Source organism: Pseudomonas sp. KSR10, from assembly GCF_022355455.1.
Lineage (GTDB): Bacteria > Pseudomonadota > Gammaproteobacteria > Pseudomonadales > Pseudomonadaceae > Stutzerimonas > Stutzerimonas stutzeri_E.
In genome coordinates this window covers 1-22,000 of sequence record NZ_JAKOEN010000004.1, presented here as the reverse complement: position 1 = coordinate 22,000, position 22,000 = coordinate 1, and the positions used below count along the sequence as shown (strand labels likewise).

Genomic DNA, 22,000 nt, shown 5'->3' with positions numbered 1-22,000 from the left:
AGGTGGCCGATCCGGAAGCCACCGCCGCTACCAACCAGGTTCTCAAGCGACCGAGGTGTCCTCACCGAGATGAATCACCCGCGCCGCGCGCAGCATGCACTTGGCCATTTCCGGCGGCGAGAACTTGGTGAGGATGTCATTGGCGCCGGCGGCCTTGGCCTTATCGGTGCTGATGGTGCTGTCGAGAGAGGTATGCAGCAGGACGTAAATGGACGCGTAATCCGGATGCTTGCGCAGCGCCTGGGTGAATGAATAACCGTCCATTTCCGGCATCTCGATATCCGACACCACCACATTGATCGCTTCGTAGCTGTCCTTCAGGCTGTCGAGCTTCTCGAAGGCCTCGCGAGCGCTGCGTACCGAATGGCAGGTAACGCCCATCTTCGTCAGCGCCGACACCGACATGTGGATCGCCACCTGGCTGTCGTCGACGATCAGGGCGCGCGTTTCGGTCAACAGTTGGGCGTCCTGATCATCGAGATGGGAAATGTCCGCCTCGCCGGGAACCGGCGCAATGTTGTGGATGACCTTTTCCACGTCTAGGATCTGGATCAGTTCGCCGTCCACTTCAGCGGTACCGGTAATGAAGGAATTGTTTCGCGCGCCGTAGGGCGGCGGCAGGATCTTCGATGATTGGATGTGCACGATCTTGACCACTGCCTGCACATGCAATCCCTGCTTCGAACGACTGATTTCGGTGACGATCAGGCAACCGCCTTTGGGATCCTGCAAGGGCGCCATGCCGATGGCCAGGCTCAGGTCGATGACCGACAACGGATGGCCGCGCAACGTGGCGACGCCTCTGACATGGGGGTGCGACTCGGGCAGCCGGGTCAACGACGGCGTCGGGATGATCTCGCTGACCTTCAACAGGTTGATCGCCATCTGCTTGCCGCTGCGAAGCGTGAACAGCAGAAGCGATAAGGCGTCGGTGGCGGATACGTTGTTCATGAATAGTCCTGTGGGAAAGCCGGTCTCTTGGCGGAGATATCACCCTCGTCAAAGCATGTCGGCCGTCCCGGCAGAATCTTCAATCGAAACGGCCATGCCCGACGAGCGCGAACGCAGCCTCCGTCAGCACCGCTCGAAGACCGCCGCGATACCCTGCCCGCCGCCGATACACATGGTCACCAACGCATAGCGGCCCTGAATGCGCTGCAGCTCATGTATGGCCTTGACGCTGATGATCGCACCGGTCGCGCCCACTGGGTGCCCGAGGGAAATACCGGAACCATTGGGATTGACCCGCGCCGGATCCAGCCCGAGCTCCTGCATCACGGCACAGGCCTGAGCGGCAAAGGCTTCGTTGGCTTCGATCACGTCGATCTGCTCCAGCCGAATGCCGGTGCGCTCCAGTACCTTGCTTACCGCCGGCACCGGGCCGATGCCCATATAGGCCGGCTCGACCCCGGCGTGGGCATAACCGACCAAGCGCGCCATGGGCTTCAAACCCAAGGTTTGAGCCCGTCCGGCCTCAGCCAGCACCAGCGCCGCGGCGCCGTCGTTCAACCCGGAAGCATTGCCCGCGGTGACTGTACCGTTTTCCTTTTTGAAGATCGGCGTCAATGCTGCGAGCCGCTCGACGGTGAGGTCGGCGCGGATATGTTCGTCGACCTCGAACTGGACGGTCCCCTTGCGGGTCGCGACGGTCACCGGAACGATCTGCTCGCGAAAATAGCCACTTTCCACTGCACGCGCGGCGCGTTGCTGACTTTGCAGCGCCAGCGCGTCCTGCCGTTCACGGCTGATGCCGTAGCGCTCGGCGACGTTTTCAGCCGTCACACCCATGTGAAACTTGCCCCAGGGATCGTGCAGCAGCGTATTCATGTAGTCGATCGCCTGGCTGTCTCCGAGGCGGGCGCCCCAGCGCATGTTCGGCAAGATGAATGGGCCACGACTCATGCTCTCCGCGCCGCCACCGATGGCCACATCGGTATCGCCGAGCAGAATCGACTGCGCCGCCGAGATCACCGCCTGCAGGCCGGAACCGCACAGGCGGTTGACGTTGAAGGCCGGGGTTTCCAGCGGAATGCCCGCGTCCACCGCGGCGACCCGTGCCAGGTAGCCGTCTCGAGGCTCGGAGGGTATTACATTCCCCATCACCACGTGGCCCACGGCATCGGCGGGCGTACCGGAGCGTTCAAGCACGCCGCGGCAGACTGTGGTTGCCAAGGTGATCAGATCGACATCCTTCAGCGCGCCACCAAAGGAGCCGATCGGGGTGCGCACCGCACCGACAACGACGATTTCACGTTCAGCCATGGAGTCCTCTTCGGAGCAAAGGGTCAGGCGCGCCGATCCGGTCCGGCGCACGGAATCGGCCGATCCTAACGAACTCAGGCAAAGGAACAATAGCCATGTGCGCAGAACCGCTGTGCAGCGTTGCAGAACCGGCCGGTCAGGTGGCGTTTACGATCAGCCGCTCCGATACGGCCAGATCGTTGATCCTCAGGGTGCCGGTAGCGGCCTCGGAGCCATGGCGTCGGTTACGATCAGACCGTCGTGACCGCGGCGCCCAGCCTTTTCGGCCCTCTTGCGCGCACTGACGGTCGCCACGCATTGATCCTCGTTGTTGAGTATGACGATGCATTCCAGACACTGGATGCATTCGTCATAGTCGATGCGGCCATCGCGTTTGATGGCGCCGATCTCGCAGTGGTTCTTGCAGTGTTGGCACGGCTTGCCGCAAGCATCGATGCGGGTGAGCCAGGCGAACAGGTGGAACTTGCCGAGCATCGCCAACCCAGCCCCCAACGGGCAGACGTAACGACAGTAGAACTTGTGCACGAACAGCCCGAGGCCGAGCAGAATCACCGCATAGAGCACGAACGGCCATGAGCGCACGAAGAACAGTGTGATGCTGGTCTTGAAAGGCTCCACCTCGGCGAGCCGCTCGGCCAGCGTCAGCGAGTAGAACGCTGTCGGCACCAAGCCGATCAGGATCAGGTACTTCAACCATTGCAGGCGCTGATGATTGCGATCCGATATTTTCCACTGACGGATGCGCAGACGCTTGGCGACCCAGCCGAGCATCTCCTGCAGCGCACCGAACGGACACAGCCAACCGCAGAACACACCGCGCCCCCAGATGAACAGGCTGACGAAAGTGAAGCTCCAGAGCATGAAGATCACCGGGTCCATCAAAAACACCCGGATATCGAAATCCTGTCGCAACGCTAGAAGCAGCGTAAAGATGTTTACCACCGACAGCTGGCCCTGGGCGTAGAGCCCGATAAAAACCAGGGTGAACAATAGAAAACCCGCACGGAAGAGATGAAAGCCCTTGCTGTGGCGGCTGATGCGGTGCTGCCAAATGAACACGGCGGTCAACACCAGCAATGACAGTCCCACCAAGCCGACCTGCCACCAGCGTTCATGCCACATGCGCAACCAGACCGGAACCGGCTCGGCAGCGACCTGCGCCTGCTGGATGTCGAACAGTGCGGGATCGAGCCAAAACGCTCGGCTGAAATGGGCGTTGGTTTCCATCAGGTGGTTGCGCCGCAATTTGACGTTGAGCCGCAGACTGGCCGGCTCGACCGGATTGAACGCGCTGTGGGCCTTGATACGGAATATGTGCGCTTCGCTCGCCTCCACCGGCACGTTCAACGCGTCGAGGACCGCTCCATTGTTGAAGTTCATGTCATGCAGTTCGATCGCATGATCGTTCTGCATCAGCACCAGCCGATCCGGTGCGGTAGCCGGCACGAAGTCGTCCGGCACGTGGCGATACATGCCGGATGACATCACCAGCAGCGCCTGCTCGTTGGGTAGCAGCTCCTCCCTAAGCCGTTGGAATCTCGTCTCACCCAGCAGGTTACGGCCGATACTCGGCGCATTCAGATAGGCGAAATACAGGTCGCTGAAAGGTTCGTCTTCGGCGTCCGCCTCGAGGTCCTGATAGCCGTCAAGCGAATGGCCTATGGCCTCCTCGACCTCGTCGTCGCTCAGCGTCCAGTGCTGGACGAAGCCCCGCTCCAGCAGCTCGTTCCAGCCGAGCGGTTGATATACGTCTGGTTTGGCGGTGGCCAGCGGGCCACTAGCGAACCCATCGAGCAGCTGCCGTGCGACGTTCAAGGCGGAAAGCAGAACGGTTTCGTTGAGGATCACCACCGAGACCGTCGCCTTGCTGACCCCGTCGATGCGGGTCACCGAGTCGCTGTCAGCTGTGGCCCCTTCACGATTGCCCACGACGATGGGCCTACTGATCGATTTCTGCCGATATTGCTCGACGAAGTCGAACAAGGACTGCTCGCCAAGCCCGTGCAGAAATACCGGCTCATGATGTTCCAGCACCTTGATGCCAGCCAATACACCCTGCGGGTCCATGCCGATCAGCAGCCGTATCGGCTTGCCGGAAAAACCCTGCAGATTGGAGTAATCAGTGGACTCGAAGGCGTAACCGAGCAGCTCGTCGAGCTGATACGCACGGTAAACCGGCGGGTTCTCCTGCTTCGGCTCGATGCGCGTCGCCCTGGGAAACAACTGTCTGATCTCGGTCTCCAGGCCCTGCTCATCTGGCGCCTGAGCGTAGAGCATCGGACTGACGACCAGGACGCAGAACAACACAAGCGTACGTACGCACGGAAGGAGGCTGACGCTTCGAGTCATGGGTGCCTCTGGGCTTGTCGTTACGCCCCATGCTAGCCAGCGACAGCTCCGACACCATGCGACTTGCAGGTGGTAAAGGCTGTACTTCAGTCTAGGTTTGGTGGCGCCGATAGCGGGCCGGTGAGCCGTGCGCTGGCAGGTTCACGTTCATCGCGCGCATCGCCACCGTCGGGAACGATGCGCCGCTGCCTCGGCCCAATCCAGACAACCCAAGGAGGTCCAGCGATGAGCAAGGCCGTCAAACCGGACGCCGAACAGCCCTACTTCGACATGCCCGCGCACATCCCCAGCGGCAGCGATCACCAGATCCCTCATAGCCACCGGCTGGTCTACCGCGATCACGAGGTGATCGTGCACATCACTGGGTACGAGTATGAAACTTACGGCGAGACGCTCTGGGCCGTGGGCGCGGAAGTGGTGAAAGACCGTGAAATCGTCGTTCCGGTAAGCGTCGATCAGACCCAGCACTACCGCAGTTTCGACGAAGCGCTCGAGCGCGGCTGCGAGATGGGACGAAAGCTGGTCGACTCGCTGTAGCGGCTACACCCTGCCCGGTTGCTATACAGGCCGGGCCTGATTTCCCTACGGATGGAACATTTCGATGAACGACGCAACAGTACGACACGACGAGAATGCGCACCGCTACGTGCTGAACGTCAATGGCCAGGACCTCGGTTTCGCCGAGTACCGTGAGGAAGGCCCGCGCCAAGTGTTCACTCACACTGAAGTGGACCCGAGCCTCGCCGGGCAGGGAATGGGCAGCAGGCTGATCCACGAATCGCTCGACGATGCCCGTCGACGCGGCAAGCGCGTCGTGCCGGTATGCGGTTTCGTCGCCGACTATGTGAGCAAGCATCCTGACTGGAACGACATCATCGATACGCCCTCGCCGTGAAAAAGGCCGGCGCGGAGGAGAATTATCCCGTTTGGCCGAATACTATTCGCGCCCCGAAACAGGCGCCCCCTGATGAGCTGCACCAACCGCAAGATCGACCAGCTGCGCCGAAAAATCCCAGGCTTCGCCTGCGAACCCGGCTGCCACGACTGCTGTGGACCGGTGACGGCATCTTCCGAAGAAATGGCGCGACTGCCTCACCGCAGCGACGCCGAGCACGACGCCGCCCTGGCGCACTGGAACTGCGTACACCTAGGCCCCAACGGCTGCGAAGCCTATGCCGAGCGTCCGCTGATCTGCCGGCTGTTCGGCACCACCGCGAGCCTGCCCTGCCCCCGTGGCCGCGGCCCGGAACAGGCCACTGCGGCCAAAGTGGAAAAACAGGTGCACCAGCTTATCGCCAGCACCCGCCAGGTGCTGGTCTAGCCCGGATCATCCAACGAGAAAAACAGATGAACGACGAACTGCAGATCGAGGACCTTCAAGTCGGCGACGGCAAGGAAGTGGTTAAGGGTGCCCTGATCACCACTGAGTACCGCGGCCAGCTGGAAGACGGCACCACTTTCGACTCCAGCTACGCACGTGGCAAGCCATTCCAGTGCGTGATCGGCACCGGGCGGGTAATCAAGGGCTGGGACATCGGACTCATGGGCATGAAGGTGGGTGGCAAACGCAAACTCTTCGTCCCCGCCCACCTCGCTTACGGCGAACGTCAGATCGGCGAGCACATCAAGCCGAACTCCAACCTGCTGTTCGAAATCGAGCTGCTGGAGGTACTGACTCGCGACGATTGACGACCGCGGCGTTGCCGCAGTCGCCAATGCTGGTCACGCCAGCGCAGCCTCCGGACGCGAGCCGGTCATCGAGGTAGCCGAGCCCAGCGACTGGCTCACCACATCGCCGATCATGTCCGCGGTTATTGCGCTCAGGGTCCAGCCGAGGTGCCCATGGCCGGTGTTGTAGAACACGCAGGCCGAGCTGCCGCGGCCGACCTTGGGCATCATGTTCGGCATCATCGGACGCAGCCCCGCCCAGGGCACCACGCTCTGGGTGCTGACGCCGGGGAAGCACTCGGCGACCCAATCCACCAGGGGGCGAATCCGATCAGCGCGGATGTCACGGTTGTAGCCGTTGAACTCGGCGGTGCCGGCCACTCGGAGGCGGTTGTCGCCGAGGCGGCTGGTGACCAGCTTGGTTTCATCGTCCAACAGGCTCACGGTCGGCGCGGCAGCACGGCTGGCCTCGTCATTGAGGTTGACGGTTATCGAATAGCCCTTGACCGGATAGATGTTCACTCGATCGCCCAACTGAGTGGCCAAGGCACGGCTGGCTGTACCGGCGCAGATCACCATGCCATCGAACTGCAGGGTTTCGTCGCCTCCTGGCGTGCCGAAAATGACGCTGGCCTGCCTGCCATCTGTCGCCACGCCCTTCACATCCTGGCCATACCGGCACTCGACGCCTAGGCGGCTGGCCGCTGCGGCGAGGCCGTTGGTGAATAAGTGAATGTCGCCGGTGGAATCGCACTCGGTGTAATAGCCACCGTAGTATTGCCCTGCAAGCGTCGGTTCGATGGCACGCATCTCGTCCGGCGTCACGCTGCGGCGCGGTAGGCCACCCTGGGCTAACAATGTGGATACCTTGCCCGCGTGGTCGAAGCCGGCCTTGTCGCGGTAGATGTGCAGGATGCCGGCCTTCTTCAGGTCGAAGTCGATGCCCTCTTCCTCGGCCCAGGCGAACAGGTGCTCACGCGCGGCGATGGCCAAACGTGCGGTTTCGATGGTGTTCTGACGGTATTGCGGAATGGCACCGATGAACTCGGCGAACCAGGACAGCTTGTGCCAGCTGGGCTTGGGATTGACCAGCAGAGGCGCGTCGCTCTTGAGCATCCACTTGATGCCCTTGAGGATGGTCGACCAATGCGTCCACACCTCTGCGTTCGACGCGGAGAGCTGGCCGCCGTTGGCGAAGGAGGTTTCCATCGCCGCGTAGCGATGCTTTTCGAACAGGGCAACGGCGAAACCGCGTTTGGCCAGCGCATAGGCGGTAGTGATGCCGGTAATACCGCCACCAATGACAGCGATCGTTTTCATTTTGAGGCTCCAGAACGTCGGGGTTAGAGCTCGTCCGCTATTGCAGATCGAGCGCCCCCTCTGTTCTGGACCTGAGAGTTTCACGAACAGCCATTGTGTAGCGGCGTTCGTTTGCTCCTTCGGTGCAACGGGCGACGACTGCCCGTCGACTCTTCAGAGTTCAAAGCGGTGGTATCGGTCCTTTTGCCTGAGAGTTTCCGGGGCGGTTGCTCCTTCGGCGCTGCGACGGCGTTGCCGCTGCAGTCTCTCCCGATACCACTTCATTGCGCACCAGCGCGCTCCACGTCGCTCTGGCCGCTACAAATCAGATGGCAAAGGTGCCAGAAATTTCGGCGCACGGCACCCGCTTTTTTTTTCAGGCCCACTGATGGAGCCGTAAATCCATCTCACCCACAGCGCGAAATGCTCCTCAAGGGCCTGTCGCGTATGTGTCTCCCGCACGGGCAGGCCGCGGAAACTGGGCTACGTACGGCTTCAAGCTCCCACGATGGAAATCAACCGATCGATATCGACGGGTTTGGTCATGTGCACGTCGAATCCGGCGTCCAACGCTTTTTCCTTGTCGCTCGGCTGCCCCCAGCCGGTAATCGCCACCAGTCGAACGCAAAACGTCGAGGGCTGCGAACGAATCATCCGTGCCACCTCATCGCCACGCAGGCCGGGCATGCCGATGTCCAGCAGCACCACTTCCGGCTTGAGTTGCTGATAGCGCTCAAATGCCTCGTTGCCGTCGAAGGCCAGATGCACCTCATGGCCTTCCAGCCGAAGGACCTCAGCCATGGTTTCGGCGATATCCCGGTTGTCATCCGCGACGAGGACCCGCCGCGCATGGATCGCCGCCTTGCCCGGCTCGGCACGCTGCCCGTCGCTCGGCAATACCGCGAGGGCCGGCAGAGTCAACCTGAACTCCGCGCCCTGCCCCAGCCCTGCGCTGCTGACGCGGATATCGCCGCCATGAAGATTGGCCAGCCCCTTGGCCAGTGCCAGCCCGATGCCCAGACCCGTGTTGACCTGCGTCCGGTTTGTGGGCACCTGGGCGAAGCGTTCGAAAATCAGCTTGAGGTGTTCACGAGCGATGCCCAGGCCGTTGTCGGCCACCGAAATCATGGCCGTCCCACCCATCAGTGTGGCGCTGATACGAATCCGCCCACCCTGCGCGGTGAACTTGGCCGCGTTGTTGAGCAAGTTGACGAGTATCTGCTCGAGTCGAAGCGGGTCGGCCTCCAGCATGATCGGTTGCGCCGGCAACTCCACGATCAACTCGTGCTGTTTTGCCTCGATCTTGGCGCGAGCGGTTTCGACGGCTGCCTCGATGACCGCTCCAAGATCCAGCGACTCCTTGCGCAGCACCAGCTTGCCGAGGGTGATACGGGAAATGTCGAACAGGTCGTCCAATAGCAACGCCATGTGCCGAACCTGCCGCTCGATGATCTGTTGGCTGCGCAGCTTCTGCGCTTCGGACGCGCCGGGTGAACCGAAAAGGCCCGCAGCCAGACGTATCGGTGCGAGCGGATTACGCAGTTCGTGAGCCAGCGTCGCGAGGAACTCATCCTTGCGCCGGTCAGCCTCCAGGATGGCCTGTTCCTGGTGCTTGGCTTCCGTCACGTCAGCGAACCAGACGGCGATGCTCTGCTCGTACGGCGTCGCCACCAGACGTACCCAGCGATCGCCGCCGAACGCCGTACTGCGCAGCTCCAGATCATGCGGTTGTTTATAAGTAGCCACCGCCACCAGCGTTTCCATAACCCGAGAATTGGCGTTGGGGCCCAGCACTTCGCTCAAAACACGGCCGGTCAGTTCCGTCACCGATCCGCGCAGAAAGGCGGCCCCCGTCGGGTTGATGAAGGCCAACACGAAGTCCGTCACCTGTCCCGTCGAATCGTACAGCGTGGAAAGAATGCTGAACGGCACCGAGGACGAATCCAATGCAATCCGTAGACGCTGCTCGAACATGCCGGCCTTGGTCTGGGCTCGTGCTCGATCGATGAAGACGGCCGCGAGACCCGCCGCGAGATCGGCCAGGCGTATCTCGCGCTCCGTGGGCAAACGACTGTCCATGAGTTGCACGGTCAACACACCGAGAACGCTGCCATCGCTGTGCCTGATAGGCGTGGCATGCACCGAGCGGAACCCCTCGGCACGGGCGAGTGGGACGAGCGCGGCAAAACGCGGATCGGCTTCGGCATTCGCGACGGTCACTCGACGGCCTTCCAGGACGGCCGCACCGTCTACGCTGCCCTCAAGCGAAAGGTTGTTCAATTGCAACAGCGAGGACGCCGAAAAGCCTTTCGAAGCCTGAACGCGCAACGAGGAATTCCCCTCCCGGGTGGTCAGCAGGCCATGCTCGGCACCATGCAACTCGCACAGCACCTCGACAATCGCCTGCAGTTGATCGTCCAGCGTCGGCAATTGCAGCAACTGATTGCTGAGCGCCTGTAGCGATTCCAGATCGCTGACCTGCTCGGTGAGGTCCTGCTGAGCCAGCTCCAGCCGCGCCAACATGCTGTCACGCTCGGCTTCGCTCGCCTGGCGCGCCTGCGCTGCGGCGGCTAGCGCCCGCCCCACCTCGCGCACTTCCTCGATCTCGCTCTCCGGTGCCTGGTGCACCGACTGACCTCGACCGATGGCTTGGGCCGCCCGCCGCAACTGACGCATCGGGACATTGATCCGCCGCGTCGCGAACAACGCCGCAGCGACCGCAAACAACAACGAGAGCAGCAGCCCACCGCCGTAGAACGTGAAGGCCCTGACGGCGCCGGCTTGAACCTCGTCGGTGGAAACCCCGGTCGCCACCACCCATCCCGAGGGAGACAACCGCACAAACGCCGTGAAAACGGGCAGGCCTTCCACAGTCATGGTCATACCCATGCCTTCTTCTGCCTTATCTTCCTGCAGCAACTTCGCCAGGGTCGGAGAAGCGGGCAGCCCCAGCGTCTCAATATGCCGTTGAGACCGGGCGATTCGTGAACCACTGGCATCCAGCACAGTGGTCACCCAGCCCTTCGGCAACCGCCGATTGTTGATGACGTCTGCGATGGCGCCGGGTTCGAGCACTGTCGTCAGGATGTAGCGGATAGTTGCGCCATCATGTACCGGTACGCGCAAAGGAATGCCCCACGCGCCACCAGGCCCTTGCGCCATGTTGCCGATCTGAGGCTCTCCCGTGCCAAGCATTTCAACGAAGCTGCCAGGCTCGGCTATCACCTTCGACTCCGGGGAGTTATGCGACGAAACGCGCCGAACGACCTCACCCTCCGGCGTGATGATCAGCAGCGAATGCCAGCTGGGAACCGTCGGTAGTACACGCAGAACCATCTCGGCAAAGCTTTCGACGTCGCCTTCGTCGAGCAAGGGCGACTGCGACAGTGCCTGCAACAGGTTCATCGAGCGCACCAGCTCGATCTCGATAGCCGTAGCGGCCAGGCGCGTTACCTCGAGACTGCGTTGCTTGGCTATTTGCTTCTGCTCGCTGACGATCGATACCAGCCCCAGGCCGGCGACCAATGCCAAAGGCAGGATTCCGGCAAGCGCGATGGTCAGCAGACGACTGCGCAACGGTACCGAGCGGGCCGGTTTCGCTTCACTTGCGTGACTCAAAATAGCGTTACCCCTGATGCCTCGGCCAGAGGCATGAATATCGTGATATGCACAAACAGTGCGACGTCGACAGTGCTCAAGGTGTCCGACGTTGCGGGAACAAAGCGGTGCTGTGTCGAATGAATGCTTTAGCTTAAGCGATTCGTGGCAGCGATCCGTAAACTCCAATAGATTCGCGCCAGGCGGTCCACGCATTAACCGCCCCACCCGGTACGCGCACGGCATTTGATAGACCATCCAAAAAGGAAACTGACATGCTGGAACTCCGGCCCGGCTGCGAATGTTGCGATACCAATTTGCCGCCAGAATCTGCCGAGGCAGTGATTTGCTCCTTCGAATGCACCTTCTGCACGACGTGCGCCCAGTCCAAACTCGGCTTCGTCTGCCCCAACTGCGGCGGTGAGTTGGTCGCTCGTCCACGCAGGCCCGTCGAGAAACTTGCCGACAATCCCGCCTCCACCCAGCGCGTATACAAGCCGCAGGGTTGCAACCCGGAAAACCGGGACACTTAAAAAGGAACGAGCTCGTGCAATTGAACGCCATCCCCTTCGGCACTACCGACTGGTCACTGGTTCAACCCAGCGAACATCCGGGCGAAACCGGCAGCGCGCTCTGGCGCACCTGCCATTTTGGCGACATCCGCGTTCGGATAGTCGAATACAGCGCGGGCTATCTCGCCGATCACTGGTGCAGCAAAGGCCATATCCTGTTCTGTCTCGAAGGCGAGCTGCATACCGAGCTGGACGATGGCCGCACTTTCATCCTCAAACCTGGCATGAGCTATCAGGTTGCCGACAACGCCGAAGCGCACCGCTCATCCACCGCGGTCGGCGCCAAGCTGTTCGTCGTCGACTAAGCAATCTCTGGACAGCAAAAGGCCCGCGTTAAGCGGGCCTCATAGGCAGAGCAACTGGTTCGGGTTAGTCGGGGAGCCTGAAGGTAATGAAGCTCGCCCGTCCGTCCCGCAGGACACGCATCGACACGGAGCGGTTCTTCGGCAATGCCTTGACTACCTTGCTGAAGGTTTTAACCGAGTCGATCGCCTGGTTGTTGAGATGCGTGATGACATCTCCCGGGCGCAGGCCGATCATCGCTGCAGGGCCCTGACTGACCTCCCTGATGACCACTCCCCCGCTGATTTCGAGCGCCTGACGCTGCGCATCGGTCAGCTCGGTCACGGATACACCCAGGCGATTATCGCTGCTCGTGGCGCCGCCCGGGCCGCCGGCTGACGCCAGAAGATCGCCATCTTCGGGCAGTGCCCCGATCTCCAGTGTCACCGTCTTGCGGTCGCCCCCACGGACCACTTCGAGCTTGGCCGTGCTGCCCGGCTTCATCGCGCCAACCAGGTGCGGCAGGTCGCCGGACATGTCGATGGACTTGCCGTTCAGGCTCAGGATGACATCGCCAACCTTAAGGCCGCCCTTGGCTGCCGGGCCGCCGTCCATGACCTGCGCAACGAGCGCACCGGCTGGACGTTCGAGACCGAACGACTCGGCCAGATCCTTGTTCACTTCCTGAATGACCACACCGAGCCAACCCCGGCTGACCTTGCCGTCTTCACGCAGTTGATTGGCGACATCCATGGCGACATCGATCGGGATCGCGAACGACAGCCCCATAAAGCCACCGGAACGGGTGAAGATCTGCGAGTTGATGCCGACCACTTCTCCATCCAGATTGAACAGCGGGCCGCCCGAGTTACCGGGGTTGATCGCCACATCAGTTTGAATGAAGGGCACATAGCTCTCGTTCGGCAGGCTACGCCCAGTCGCGCTGACCACCCCAGCGGTGACTGTGTGATCGAAGCCGAACGGCGAGCCGATAGCAACGACCCACTCCCCCGCCTTCAACTTCTCGGAATTACCGATCTTCACGATAGGCAGATCGTCGCCATCGATTTTCAACAGGGCGACATCGCTGCGCGGATCGGCGCCTACCAGCTTGGCCTGCTGCTCACTACGATCAGGCAAACGCACCATGATTTCATCGGCATCGGCGACCACGTGGTTGTTGGTCAGGATGTAGCCGTCCTCGGAAATGATGAAACCGGAGCCCAGGGACTGCGCCTGGCGCCGGCGATCCGGTTGCTGCGGCATGCCGCGCTCGAAGAAGTCGCGGAACATCGGAGGTATGCCCTCGAGATCAGGCATCTGCATCGGCCCGCCGCGTACCGGCGTGGACTGCTTGGTGCTGATATTGACCACCGCCGGTGAGGCGCTCTCGACCAGCGGTGTGAAGTCCGGCAGCTCGGCATGAGCGACGAGCGTCTGCGCCAGCAACGCAACGCCAGCCACGACAGCCAGGAAATTTTTTTGAACGATCACGGTGACGGGTCTCCCCACGAAATGTTTAAACCAACCTGCTTTCGCACGATGCCAAAGTCTAGGTTAAAAAAGCAGCGGACCGCCGCGGCTGCAACAGCTGTCAACTCAACAACCGGGCCGCGGCGGGTCCACCCAATGGAGCCGGCTGTTCCATCAGCCTGACCAGGACTTTACGCTGCTGACGGTCAGCTTCGTGTGAAGCGGACGTAAAGGGAAAGTAAGGTTTTCCCCCGCCATCACGCCAGAGCTGGCACCGATGACGGCCGTTGTCACGCCAGAAGCGGACTTCACGTGAAGTCCGCTTCAGTTTTCCGACATCGGCGGGCTCGGTCAGCGCCGCCCGCCCAGTGACGTTCAGTCGGCGCCGCTGGCTTCGCGCACGAAGTCCTCGTAACTGCGCAGGCGGCGTCCCAGGATGGTTTGCAAACGCTCCACAGCCCCTTCGCCCCCTTGCATGCCGTGCTTCTGGATACCCACCATCATCAAGCACATGTCATAGGCCATCCAGGATGGGCCGAACGAAGCCATGTGTGCTTCGAAGGCGGCCACGTCATCACCGGCATAGGCGATCTCCCGACCCAGAGCGGAGCTCCAGACCTGCGCCGCAGAGGCGCCGGTCAGCACGTCCGGGCCGACAAGATCCAGCGTCACCGGCTCGAGCGCACCGGGGGCCTTATCGCGTTGGAGCAACTCGGCGACGGCGATATCCGCAATGTCGCGTGTATCGATCATCGCGACGCCCGCTGAGCCGATCGGCATCGGATAGACGCCATAGTCCTGAATGACCTGCTGAACCATGTACTCGTTCTGCATGAAGTAGGCCGGGCGCAGGATGGTGGCAGGTATGTCGAAGCTCTCGATCATGCGCTCGACGGTGTGCTTGCCGGTGAAGTGAGGCACGTTCGTGTACTTCTCGGCATGGATCACCGACAGGTAGACCACGCGTTCGATGCCGGCTTCCTGCGCGAGGTTGAGGGTGATAAGCGCCTGCGTCACCTCGTCCGGCGTGACGGCATTCAACAGGAATAGCGTTCGCACCGAAGAAAGCGCGGCGCGCATCGACGGCACGTCGGTCAGGTCTGCGACGACTTCGGTGACACCTGCCGGGAAGCTGCCCTTGCCCGGTTGACGAACCAGTGCGCTGATGTCCGCGCCTACAGTGGCGAGGCGTTGAATGATGAGAGAACCGATTGTGCCCGTGGCGCCCGTAACAAGAATGCTCATGTGAATCTCCAGTATTGGATGGGATGTAAAGGTGGGTTAGCGCGAGAAGTCCGCAACGACCTTGCCGAATCGCGAGGCGGTGCGGTTGCGTTCGATGGCCAGAGGAAGGTCGGCGACGCTGACGACCTCGCTGATGTGGGATTGCAGCGCGCCACTTGCGACCTCGGCAGCCAAAGTCTCCAGAAGCGAGGCGTCCGGTGTGTTCATGAACCACAGGCCACGGCGGCCTGCCGGCGTGCGGGCCAGGATGTCGGGCGATGTGGTGCCGACGATGGCGCCGTCCGCCGTCAGGACTTGCCATGACCGATCGAGGACTTCGCCCCCGACGTAATCGAGCATCAGATCGATGCTCTGGGCGATGTCCTCGAAGCGTTGACGTTGATAGTCGATGACATGGTCGGCGCCGAGACTGCGGACATAGTCGAGATGAGCCGAAGCCGCCGTGGCGAACACCTCGGCGCCTAGCCTTTTGGCGAACTGCACGGCAAAGCCACCCACGCCACCTGCCGCACCATGAATCAGGATCCGCTGACCCTGACGGATCGGCCCCGCATGGTGCAGGCTCTGCCAAGCCGCCACGGTTGCCACCGGGAGTGCCGCGGCCTGGACGTCGTCCAGCGTATCCGGCGTGCGGGCCAGGTTCGCCTCGGCGACCGCCACGCACTCGGCATAAGCGCCGAGCCCGCCTAACGGCCCCATGACTCGGTCACCGACACGAAAGCGAGAAGTGTTGGAACCGACCGCCTCGACGACGCCTGCCAACTCGATGCCCAGCACAGCCGGCAATTGCAGTGGAAAGGCATCCCGCACATAGCCCTCGCGAACTTTCCAGTCGAGGCCGTTCACCCCGGCAGCGCGAACCCGAACCAAGACTTCGCCCTGTGCCGCTTCTGGCATGGAAACATCCGCTACCTCGACGGCTTCAGCGCCGCCGTAAGCTCGGATGAGTAAAGCGCGTTGCATGGTGCTCATGGTGGTCACTCCTTATTGATCAGTGGTGACCAGACAATAAGCCGTTGCACATACAAAACGCAGATCACAAAATGAAGACACCTCGTCTCATATTTGGAATACCTATGGACATCAACGCACTGGTCGACTTCGCACTCGTGGCCACCAACGGCGGGCTGGGAAAGGCCAGCCGCGCGAGCGGTAGGTCCAAGGCGACCCTGTCACGCCGCATCGCCGACCTTGAGGATCAACTCGGTGTGCGGCTGATCGAGCGCAGCGCCCGTGGACTAAAGCTCACCGCGGCCGGCGAAATGTTGATGGCCCGAACCGAGGGGCCCATGAGAGAGGTGGCGGAAGCCATGACGGCCACTCGCGAGGGGCTATCCATCCCCCGCGGCCATCTTCGTATTGCTTCTCCGGTGCTGTTCTCACAGCTCGCCATGGGGCGGATCGGCGCCGAGTTCTGCGCCGCTTACCCGGAGATCACCATCGAGGTCCTGGCGGAGGACCGCCTGGTTGATCTCGTCGAGGAGCAGTACGACGTTGCCATTCGGGTCAACCCCAGCCCGGATAGCGACCTGGTTGGCCGATGCTTCGCCAAGGACCGACTGATCGTAGTGGCCACGCCGTCCATCGCGATCCCGCCACCCGGCGCGGCCAGGCAGATACCCGGCATTGTCTTTTCGAGCTTTCAGCCAACCAGTTGGAGCCTCGACGAGGGGCGCCTGATCATTGAGCCCGTGCCGAGGTTGAGGTTTTCCTCATTCCTGATGATCCGCGACGCGGCTGTCGCCGGCGGCGGTGCGGCGCTCATTCCGCAGTCCATTGCATGGAACCAGCTGGCGCGTGGGGAACTGGTTCAGTGGGGCACCGTGACCGGTGCCGAAACGTCGCTCTGGGTCCTACACACATCCAGGCGCCTCGCTGCACCGAAAGTCCGGGCGTTCGTTGAGTTTCTTTGTGACCGCTATCCGGGAGCGTCTCTTGTGTTGACGGATTAGTGTTGGAAGCAGGGCGGCTATCGGGCCAGGAGCGGACAGACTTTTTTGAAGGATCGGCCTACTCTACTTAAGCCATCTAGAGGGAGTGCGATTTCCAGCATGCTAGATGTCGTGGCGCGATGCGGAGTGCTTTACGGGCGTTCCCGCAATCGCAGAGCACTCTCAGCGCGCGAACACCTCTTTGCTCATGAGTATGTCTAATCGATAGACATGAGCCGGATAGGCAAGTATCGAATTCATCCGCGTTATGTCTCTGAATATTTTTCCACCGCCACCTTCCACGTGGGCCTGTCTTCCTGCCAGATTCGGGAACGCTTCGAATACGCCGAAAGTCGTCTGCGAGTACCGCACGCCATACCAAGGTCCGGTAGCCGGCTCCTGCTCAACACAGGCGAGAATGTCCCTTAGCATCTGCACGACCTGATCCTCGCTGCCAGGGATGGCCTCAATGTGAATGTAGAAGGCTTTGCGACCGTCATCGCCCTGTTCGCCACTAACCTGGACGCCGTGGTGGGGCAATACGGGTGTGGACGGAGCCGGGAATAGAATAGGGCCTGGTAGGGTTGTGTTGTCAGTCATGATCACCTCCTATCGAGAGGCTTCAAATATAGAGTCGGCATGGCTGGGCGGAGCGCTGGATTCATCCGTTTTCTAGCCTGATCATCCAGAATCAACTCACGTCGCTCAGTCCGCATGGCAGGATCAGGGTATGGCCGAGACGCTACTTGAAATTGTTCGCCGCCATACCGAAGGGGCGTGTGCACGTGACGGTGTTGCATCTACCGCTTGCGGGCTTATTGCTGTTCGCAAAACTGCGGCTACTTCATTGGAGCATACGCTGCCACGGCCGCTGTTGTGCCTGGTGCTGCAGGGCAGCAAGCGCGTTTCCATTGGTAACCAGCAGCTGGATTACGCTGCTGGCGACTCCATGCTGATCACTGCCAACCAGCCAATGGTCAGCCAGATCATGCAGGCGAGCGCGAGCATCCCTTATCTATCGCTCGCACTTGATCTGGACCTTTGCATAATCGCCGATCTGGTGCTGGAAATGCAGGCGCAGGCGTTAAGCGTCAATCCTCATGAACATACTTCAACATACGAGCAAGTCGCCGACACAGCGTTGCGTTTGATGCAACTGCTTGACCGTCCGGCCGCATTGGCCATGCTACATCAGCAATTGCTGCGCGAAATCCACTACTGGCTACTCACGGGTATGCACGGCGCAGCGATACGCCAACTCGGCACGCCTGACAGTCATGTTCATCGCATAGCCCGCTCCGTTGCCGTACTGCGAGCCGAGTACGCCAACGCGCTGCCGGCCGAACGGCTGGCTGCCGTGGCGGGTATGAGCCGCTCTTCGTTTCACCAACATTTCAGGGCAGTCACTTCACTCACACCGTTGCAATTCCAGAAGCAATTACGATTGATCGAGGCGCGGCGCTTGATCGTGTCTGAAGGCAGGTCATCCAGTAGCGCAGCGTTCGAAGTTGGTTATGAAGGTGCTTCGCACTTTGCAAGAGACTACCTACGCATGTTTGGCATATTGCCTGGCAAGGATCGGCTAGAAACCAGCAGACCGCGTCGCCAGGAGTAACGCCAATTGTCGCTAGATGCAGGAAGGATGCCTCCGCCATCTGCCGCTTTTGCCGATCGCCGTGACAGTCAGCTATCGGGCCGATTCTGTTGAAAAAGTCGCTCTCCGAGGGAGTTGCTTTTCGGCTGCTCAAAAAACGCTCGATTTTGGTGTTGCTACGTAAAAACCAAAACAACCCCGCCTTCTGAGCGAACCAGATTTCAACGTCGTTCACGCTCTTTCGTGGACCAATATCGAGGCGGGACTTTTTCAACAGAATCGGGCCAAAAGCGGACTCTCATATTCGTTCCGCTATCGACCCGAAGCGGATGTTTATAGTGGTGCGCGGGAACGGTAGTAGGTTGCGCATATGCTTTGCGCTCCCCTCCTCAAGATTCCAGCTGCCCCTCAAGTGCTTCAGAACCCTAAGCTGGCTGCCGTTTTGATTGAGCCGCTGAAACCAGTTCCCGATAGCGAAGGCGCATCAAAGAAAGGGGCGGGACGAAAGCTCAACCCCCAGCATAACCAGGAAGATCAGGAAGCATTGGCGGAAACGTTTCGGGCTGATCCGAACCTGTACCAACTGGCCCACCCACATCCCGACCAACGCTGGAACGACGGCCAACAAGGACGTACCTAGCTGCTCAACTTGAAATGCCCCGTGCGTGAATAGTCCTACGGCGAGTGCCACCGTGGAGGTAGTGAAAGACAAGCCAAGCGCCTGTAATAGCTCCTCTCGATCCATGTTCAACGATCCAAGATAGGGAACCGCCGGCATGACGAAAACGCCAGTAGCTCCGGTCACTACACCCGTAATCAAACCGATCACAGGCGAGAGCCATCTCTCGATGTACTTAGGAATAGAAAAGACCGGTGCAATGAGCGCGTAAACCGCATAAACAATAAGGGCTATGCCAAGGCCGAGCCCAGACCAAACTGGGTTCACTCGAACCAGCAAAGCCGAGCCAGCAATCGTGCCGACAATAATGCAAAGCATCATGGGCCAAAGCCGGCGCATCAGCAGCGATAGTGATGGGCCAGAAAACAGTTGCCACATGTTGGTTACAAAAGACGGAATCACGAGGGCGGCGGCAGCGGCAGCCGGAGGCATTACCGTTCCAAGCAACCCCATGGCAACGGTGGGAAGCCCCATTCCGGTGATGCCTTTCACTGCTCCGGCAGCTAAGAACGTACCGGCCAATAGCAGAATGTACAAAAGAGAATCATGCATAGCAGGCTCGTATAACAGAACAAAGCAGCCCGATTGAAGCTGGTAGTAATACTGGGCACAATGCGGAAAATATCCACTGATGCTTCGGATATTCCGAAGGCATAGTGAAGGTTTCCTATGCGGCTCGACTTAGCGGATCTCCAGCTTTTCCTATGTATCGTGGATGCAGGCAGTATCTCGGCAGGTGCTGTGAGTGCGAATCTGGCTCTGGCATCTGCAAGCGAACGACTGCGTAGGATTGAAGGTGCCGTCGGAGTGACTTTGCTGGATCGACGCCCAAGGGGAGTTGTAACAACTGAAGCGGGAGAGGCGCTTGCACGTCACGCACGCCTGATACTCAAGCAACAAGAGGTGTTAAAAGAAGAGCTTCAGGGCTTTGCTGTTGGTGCTCGCGGGACGCTTCACCTTTACGCCAACACTGCCGCACTCATTGAGTTTCTTCCCAGTCGTCTTGCTCCGTGGCTTTCTGAGCGACCGCATTTGCGCGTTGAACTCAAAGAGCGCACCAGTACCGATATTGTTCGAACTGTAGCATCTGGCCTGACTGAGGCCGGAGTGATTTCGGATGCCGTTCGAGTCGACGGCCTTCAACTGCAGCCCGTCGCGACGGATCACCTGGTGTTAATCACCGCTGCAGACCGTTTCTTCTCAGGTCGTAAGAAAGCGACTTTCTCAGACATTCTGGATCTGCCCTTCGTGGGGCTATTTCAAGGCAACGCGTTGCAAGATCACATTGACGACCACGCCAGCTCAGCGGGAAGACCACTCGACCTTCGGATTCGCGTGAAAACCTTTGAAGGCTTATGCGAAATGGTCGGTCAAGGGGTAGGCGTCGGGGTTGTGCCCCAGGACATTGCCAGGCGTTATAGGCGCCGCTATTCCCTTCTGGTGCTCGGATTGGAGGACGACTGGGCACGGCGCCAACTTTGCCTGTGCTTTAAGGAATGGAGTGGGCTGACTGGGCCGATGCAAAGCTTGCTTACTCATCTGGGAGGACGAGCAGAGGCAATGTAAACAGCCGGTTTGGCCAACTGCTGCCGGTTACGACGGGAGCTACCGGCCAGAAGCAGTCGTCCTTACTTCGGCACATCAGTTACACCAGTCCTTCCGGGCCGTATGCGGCGCTTGCCACTTCTCTACCTGACCGTCGCCGTGAACCATACGCTCAGCTCTGCTTAATTTGTAACCGCCCAGCCTCACGCTGCTGAAAAGGGAGGCACTCTTTTAGCCAATACTCAACCGTACAATCTGCTGTATTGAAAGCCTTATCGATACTTGCAAATAAAATTCACTCTAAAGATTGGGAGGCGCTTGCCGATATGCAAATAGGCTAATTTAAATTATTTAGACTATATGCTGGGGTATAACATGCATGGAATTCGTGCCGAAACTATTATGTCAACGATAGATAGGCAGGCAGGGTCATTATCCAAGTATATACAGATAGGAACTAACGAATTCCTGCCTCCCCTCCAGCATATTGCATCTAGCAGTTCCCCGAAGAATGACGTTTCCTTATCCTCCGCTGCTTTAGAAATAGCCACAATCCTTAAGCGTAGCACCACTAACTCGAATGCGTCCGCCGCCTCGTTTGATAGCTTCATCCAGAACATGCATAGCGAATTGTCCGCAAAAGGAAAAGATGCAGATATTCTTAAAGAAATACCGAAATCCAATGATCCAGGTCGAGTCGGGCTCGCCAAGCAAGCCGCTAATTATCTCCTGAACATTCAGTATGGTGCTGAATCCTTATATGACGACGCATCTTCGGACAATCCTTTTGAAAGTCTGGACCGGAAGTCTTTATCGTCGATAGCATTTGATGATTCTGGCGCTTTTACCTCTGCTGAACGGCAGGTAGCTTTCTTTGAATTATCGACGCGAGATGCTGAATTTCGTATCAAGGTTTATGATACACAACCTCATATTTCAGTGAGCGATGGTTTTCAGGGACAGATTACGACCTTGCTGGCGGATGCAAGCCTAGTTTCCGCGATGAGTGAAGCGGAGCAGTCCTGGAGAGAGTGGCCTTCTTCTGAAGAGCTTACTGCACGAGCAAGTTTAATCATGGATAGCTCCGGGAAAGAGGCAGCACCCCTTCCTTCCTACCAAAACCTCAAAGGAACTGATAATTCTGTGTTGGCAGCAGTTACGAATAAGGAAGGCTCAACCTCCTGGAAAAACATCTCTATCAAAGATCTAAATTCGTCGGTTCTGGCCGTAAGCCTAATAGACTCCTCGTTCGAACTCAATTTAAGCCCATTGAATAAAAGCAAAAGTGTTTCAGGCAGCTTGTGGGTGTCTCTATATACGGAGATTGACAGCTTTCGGAAGTAGCTGCCTAAGCCGGTGTCATTTCAAGTTACTCAGCGATAACTAGCGTGCGCACATGGTGCTCAGGAATATGGAGCGGATGCAACGCTAAAGGGTACTTTGGCATGCCCGCTTCCGGCCGATTCTGTTGAAAAAGTCGCTCTCCGAGGGAGTTGCTTTTCGG

General features: G+C 59.7%; 20 protein-coding genes and 1 riboswitch. Of the genes, 10 read left to right on the top strand and 10 right to left on the bottom strand.

What is annotated here, in order from left to right; all coding sequences use genetic code 11:
- Positions 1-42 precede the first annotated feature (42 nt).
- The 3 genes from MCB86_RS00930 to MCB86_RS00920 form a co-directional block, all read right to left on the bottom strand.
- Complete coding sequence (locus tag MCB86_RS00930; protein WP_239609150.1) at positions 43-951, bottom strand: chemotaxis protein; 909 nt, start codon at positions 949-951, stop codon at positions 43-45.
- Positions 952-1,074: 123 nt separating this feature from the next.
- Positions 1,075-2,262: an acetyl-CoA C-acyltransferase family protein gene (locus MCB86_RS00925; RefSeq protein WP_239609148.1), complete on the bottom strand. Its 1,188-nt coding sequence runs from the start codon at positions 2,260-2,262 to the stop codon at positions 1,075-1,077.
- Positions 2,263-2,448: 186 nt separating this feature from the next.
- Positions 2,449-4,611, bottom strand: coding sequence for a NosR/NirI family protein (locus MCB86_RS00920; RefSeq protein ID WP_239609147.1), 2,163 nt, complete (start codon positions 4,609-4,611; stop codon positions 2,449-2,451).
- A 225-nt stretch (positions 4,612-4,836) separates the two neighbouring features.
- Between MCB86_RS00920 and MCB86_RS00915 the strand changes: the two genes are divergently transcribed.
- From MCB86_RS00915 to MCB86_RS00900, 4 genes are all read left to right on the top strand, one after another.
- Entirely contained in the window at positions 4,837-5,148 is a 312-nt protein-coding gene (locus tag MCB86_RS00915; RefSeq protein WP_045161791.1) for a hypothetical protein, read from the top strand.
- A 58-nt stretch (positions 5,149-5,206) separates the two neighbouring features.
- A complete protein-coding gene (locus MCB86_RS00910; RefSeq protein WP_045161790.1) occupies positions 5,207-5,506 on the top strand; it encodes a GNAT family N-acetyltransferase in 300 nt (99 codons plus the stop codon).
- 72 nt (positions 5,507-5,578) lie between these two features.
- Complete coding sequence (locus tag MCB86_RS00905; protein ID WP_045161788.1) at positions 5,579-5,932, top strand: YkgJ family cysteine cluster protein; 354 nt, start codon at positions 5,579-5,581, stop codon at positions 5,930-5,932.
- A gap of 26 nt (positions 5,933-5,958) precedes the next feature.
- The gene (locus MCB86_RS00900; RefSeq protein ID WP_045161787.1) at positions 5,959-6,300 is read left to right on the top strand and encodes an FKBP-type peptidyl-prolyl cis-trans isomerase; all 342 of its coding nucleotides are present in this window, start codon (positions 5,959-5,961) and stop codon (positions 6,298-6,300) included.
- A 33-nt stretch (positions 6,301-6,333) separates the two neighbouring features.
- Here the strand turns inward: MCB86_RS00900 and MCB86_RS00895 are convergent, their stop codons facing one another.
- Both MCB86_RS00895 and MCB86_RS00890 read right to left on the bottom strand, forming a co-directional pair.
- A complete protein-coding gene (locus MCB86_RS00895; RefSeq protein WP_239609144.1) occupies positions 6,334-7,599 on the bottom strand; it encodes a D-amino acid dehydrogenase in 1,266 nt (421 codons plus the stop codon).
- A gap of 165 nt (positions 7,600-7,764) precedes the next feature.
- A riboswitch (glycine riboswitch) is annotated at positions 7,765-7,861 on the bottom strand.
- Between the two features lie 212 nt (positions 7,862-8,073).
- Entirely contained in the window at positions 8,074-11,196 is a 3,123-nt protein-coding gene (locus MCB86_RS00890) for an ATP-binding protein (RefSeq protein ID WP_239609142.1), read from the bottom strand.
- Positions 11,197-11,450: 254 nt separating this feature from the next.
- Here MCB86_RS00890 and MCB86_RS00885 point away from each other — a divergent pair, with 254 nt between their 5' ends.
- On the top strand, positions 11,451-11,708 hold the full coding sequence (locus tag MCB86_RS00885) for a DUF1272 domain-containing protein (protein WP_239609140.1): 258 nt from the start codon (positions 11,451-11,453) through the stop codon (positions 11,706-11,708).
- Between the two features lie 14 nt (positions 11,709-11,722).
- Complete coding sequence (locus MCB86_RS00880) at positions 11,723-12,052, top strand: DHCW motif cupin fold protein (RefSeq protein WP_045161784.1); 330 nt, start codon at positions 11,723-11,725, stop codon at positions 12,050-12,052.
- 64 nt (positions 12,053-12,116) lie between these two features.
- On the opposite strand, the gene MCB86_RS00875 is transcribed toward MCB86_RS00880, so the two are convergent.
- The 3 genes from MCB86_RS00875 to MCB86_RS00865 form a co-directional block, all read right to left on the bottom strand.
- A complete protein-coding gene (locus MCB86_RS00875; RefSeq protein WP_045161783.1) occupies positions 12,117-13,523 on the bottom strand; it encodes a DegQ family serine endoprotease in 1,407 nt (468 codons plus the stop codon).
- Positions 13,524-13,877: 354 nt separating this feature from the next.
- Positions 13,878-14,747 (bottom strand): NmrA/HSCARG family protein, encoded by an 870-nt coding sequence (locus MCB86_RS00870; protein ID WP_239609138.1) that lies wholly within the window; start codon positions 14,745-14,747, stop codon positions 13,878-13,880.
- 36 nt (positions 14,748-14,783) lie between these two features.
- Entirely contained in the window at positions 14,784-15,719 is a 936-nt protein-coding gene (locus MCB86_RS00865; RefSeq protein WP_239609136.1) for an NADP-dependent oxidoreductase, read from the bottom strand.
- A gap of 104 nt (positions 15,720-15,823) precedes the next feature.
- Here MCB86_RS00865 and MCB86_RS00860 point away from each other — a divergent pair, with 104 nt between their 5' ends.
- Positions 15,824-16,699: a LysR family transcriptional regulator gene (locus tag MCB86_RS00860; protein ID WP_239609134.1), complete on the top strand. Its 876-nt coding sequence runs from the start codon at positions 15,824-15,826 to the stop codon at positions 16,697-16,699.
- A 162-nt stretch (positions 16,700-16,861) separates the two neighbouring features.
- On the opposite strand, the gene MCB86_RS00855 is transcribed toward MCB86_RS00860, so the two are convergent.
- A complete protein-coding gene (locus MCB86_RS00855; protein WP_239609132.1) occupies positions 16,862-17,278 on the bottom strand; it encodes a hypothetical protein in 417 nt (138 codons plus the stop codon).
- 130 nt (positions 17,279-17,408) lie between these two features.
- Between MCB86_RS00855 and MCB86_RS00850 the strand changes: the two genes are divergently transcribed.
- Positions 17,409-18,293, top strand: coding sequence for an AraC family transcriptional regulator (locus MCB86_RS00850; protein ID WP_239609130.1), 885 nt, complete (start codon positions 17,409-17,411; stop codon positions 18,291-18,293).
- A gap of 463 nt (positions 18,294-18,756) precedes the next feature.
- Here MCB86_RS00850 and MCB86_RS00845 read toward each other — a convergent pair whose 3' ends face one another.
- On the bottom strand, positions 18,757-19,503 hold the full coding sequence (locus MCB86_RS00845) for a sulfite exporter TauE/SafE family protein (RefSeq protein ID WP_239609128.1): 747 nt from the start codon (positions 19,501-19,503) through the stop codon (positions 18,757-18,759).
- A gap of 117 nt (positions 19,504-19,620) precedes the next feature.
- Between MCB86_RS00845 and MCB86_RS00840 the strand changes: the two genes are divergently transcribed.
- The gene (locus MCB86_RS00840) at positions 19,621-20,517 is read left to right on the top strand and encodes a LysR substrate-binding domain-containing protein (protein WP_239609126.1); all 897 of its coding nucleotides are present in this window, start codon (positions 19,621-19,623) and stop codon (positions 20,515-20,517) included.
- 354 nt (positions 20,518-20,871) lie between these two features.
- Positions 20,872-21,840, top strand: a complete 969-nt coding sequence (locus MCB86_RS00835) for a hypothetical protein (protein WP_239609123.1) — start codon at positions 20,872-20,874, stop codon at positions 21,838-21,840.
- Positions 21,841-22,000 lie beyond the last annotated feature (160 nt).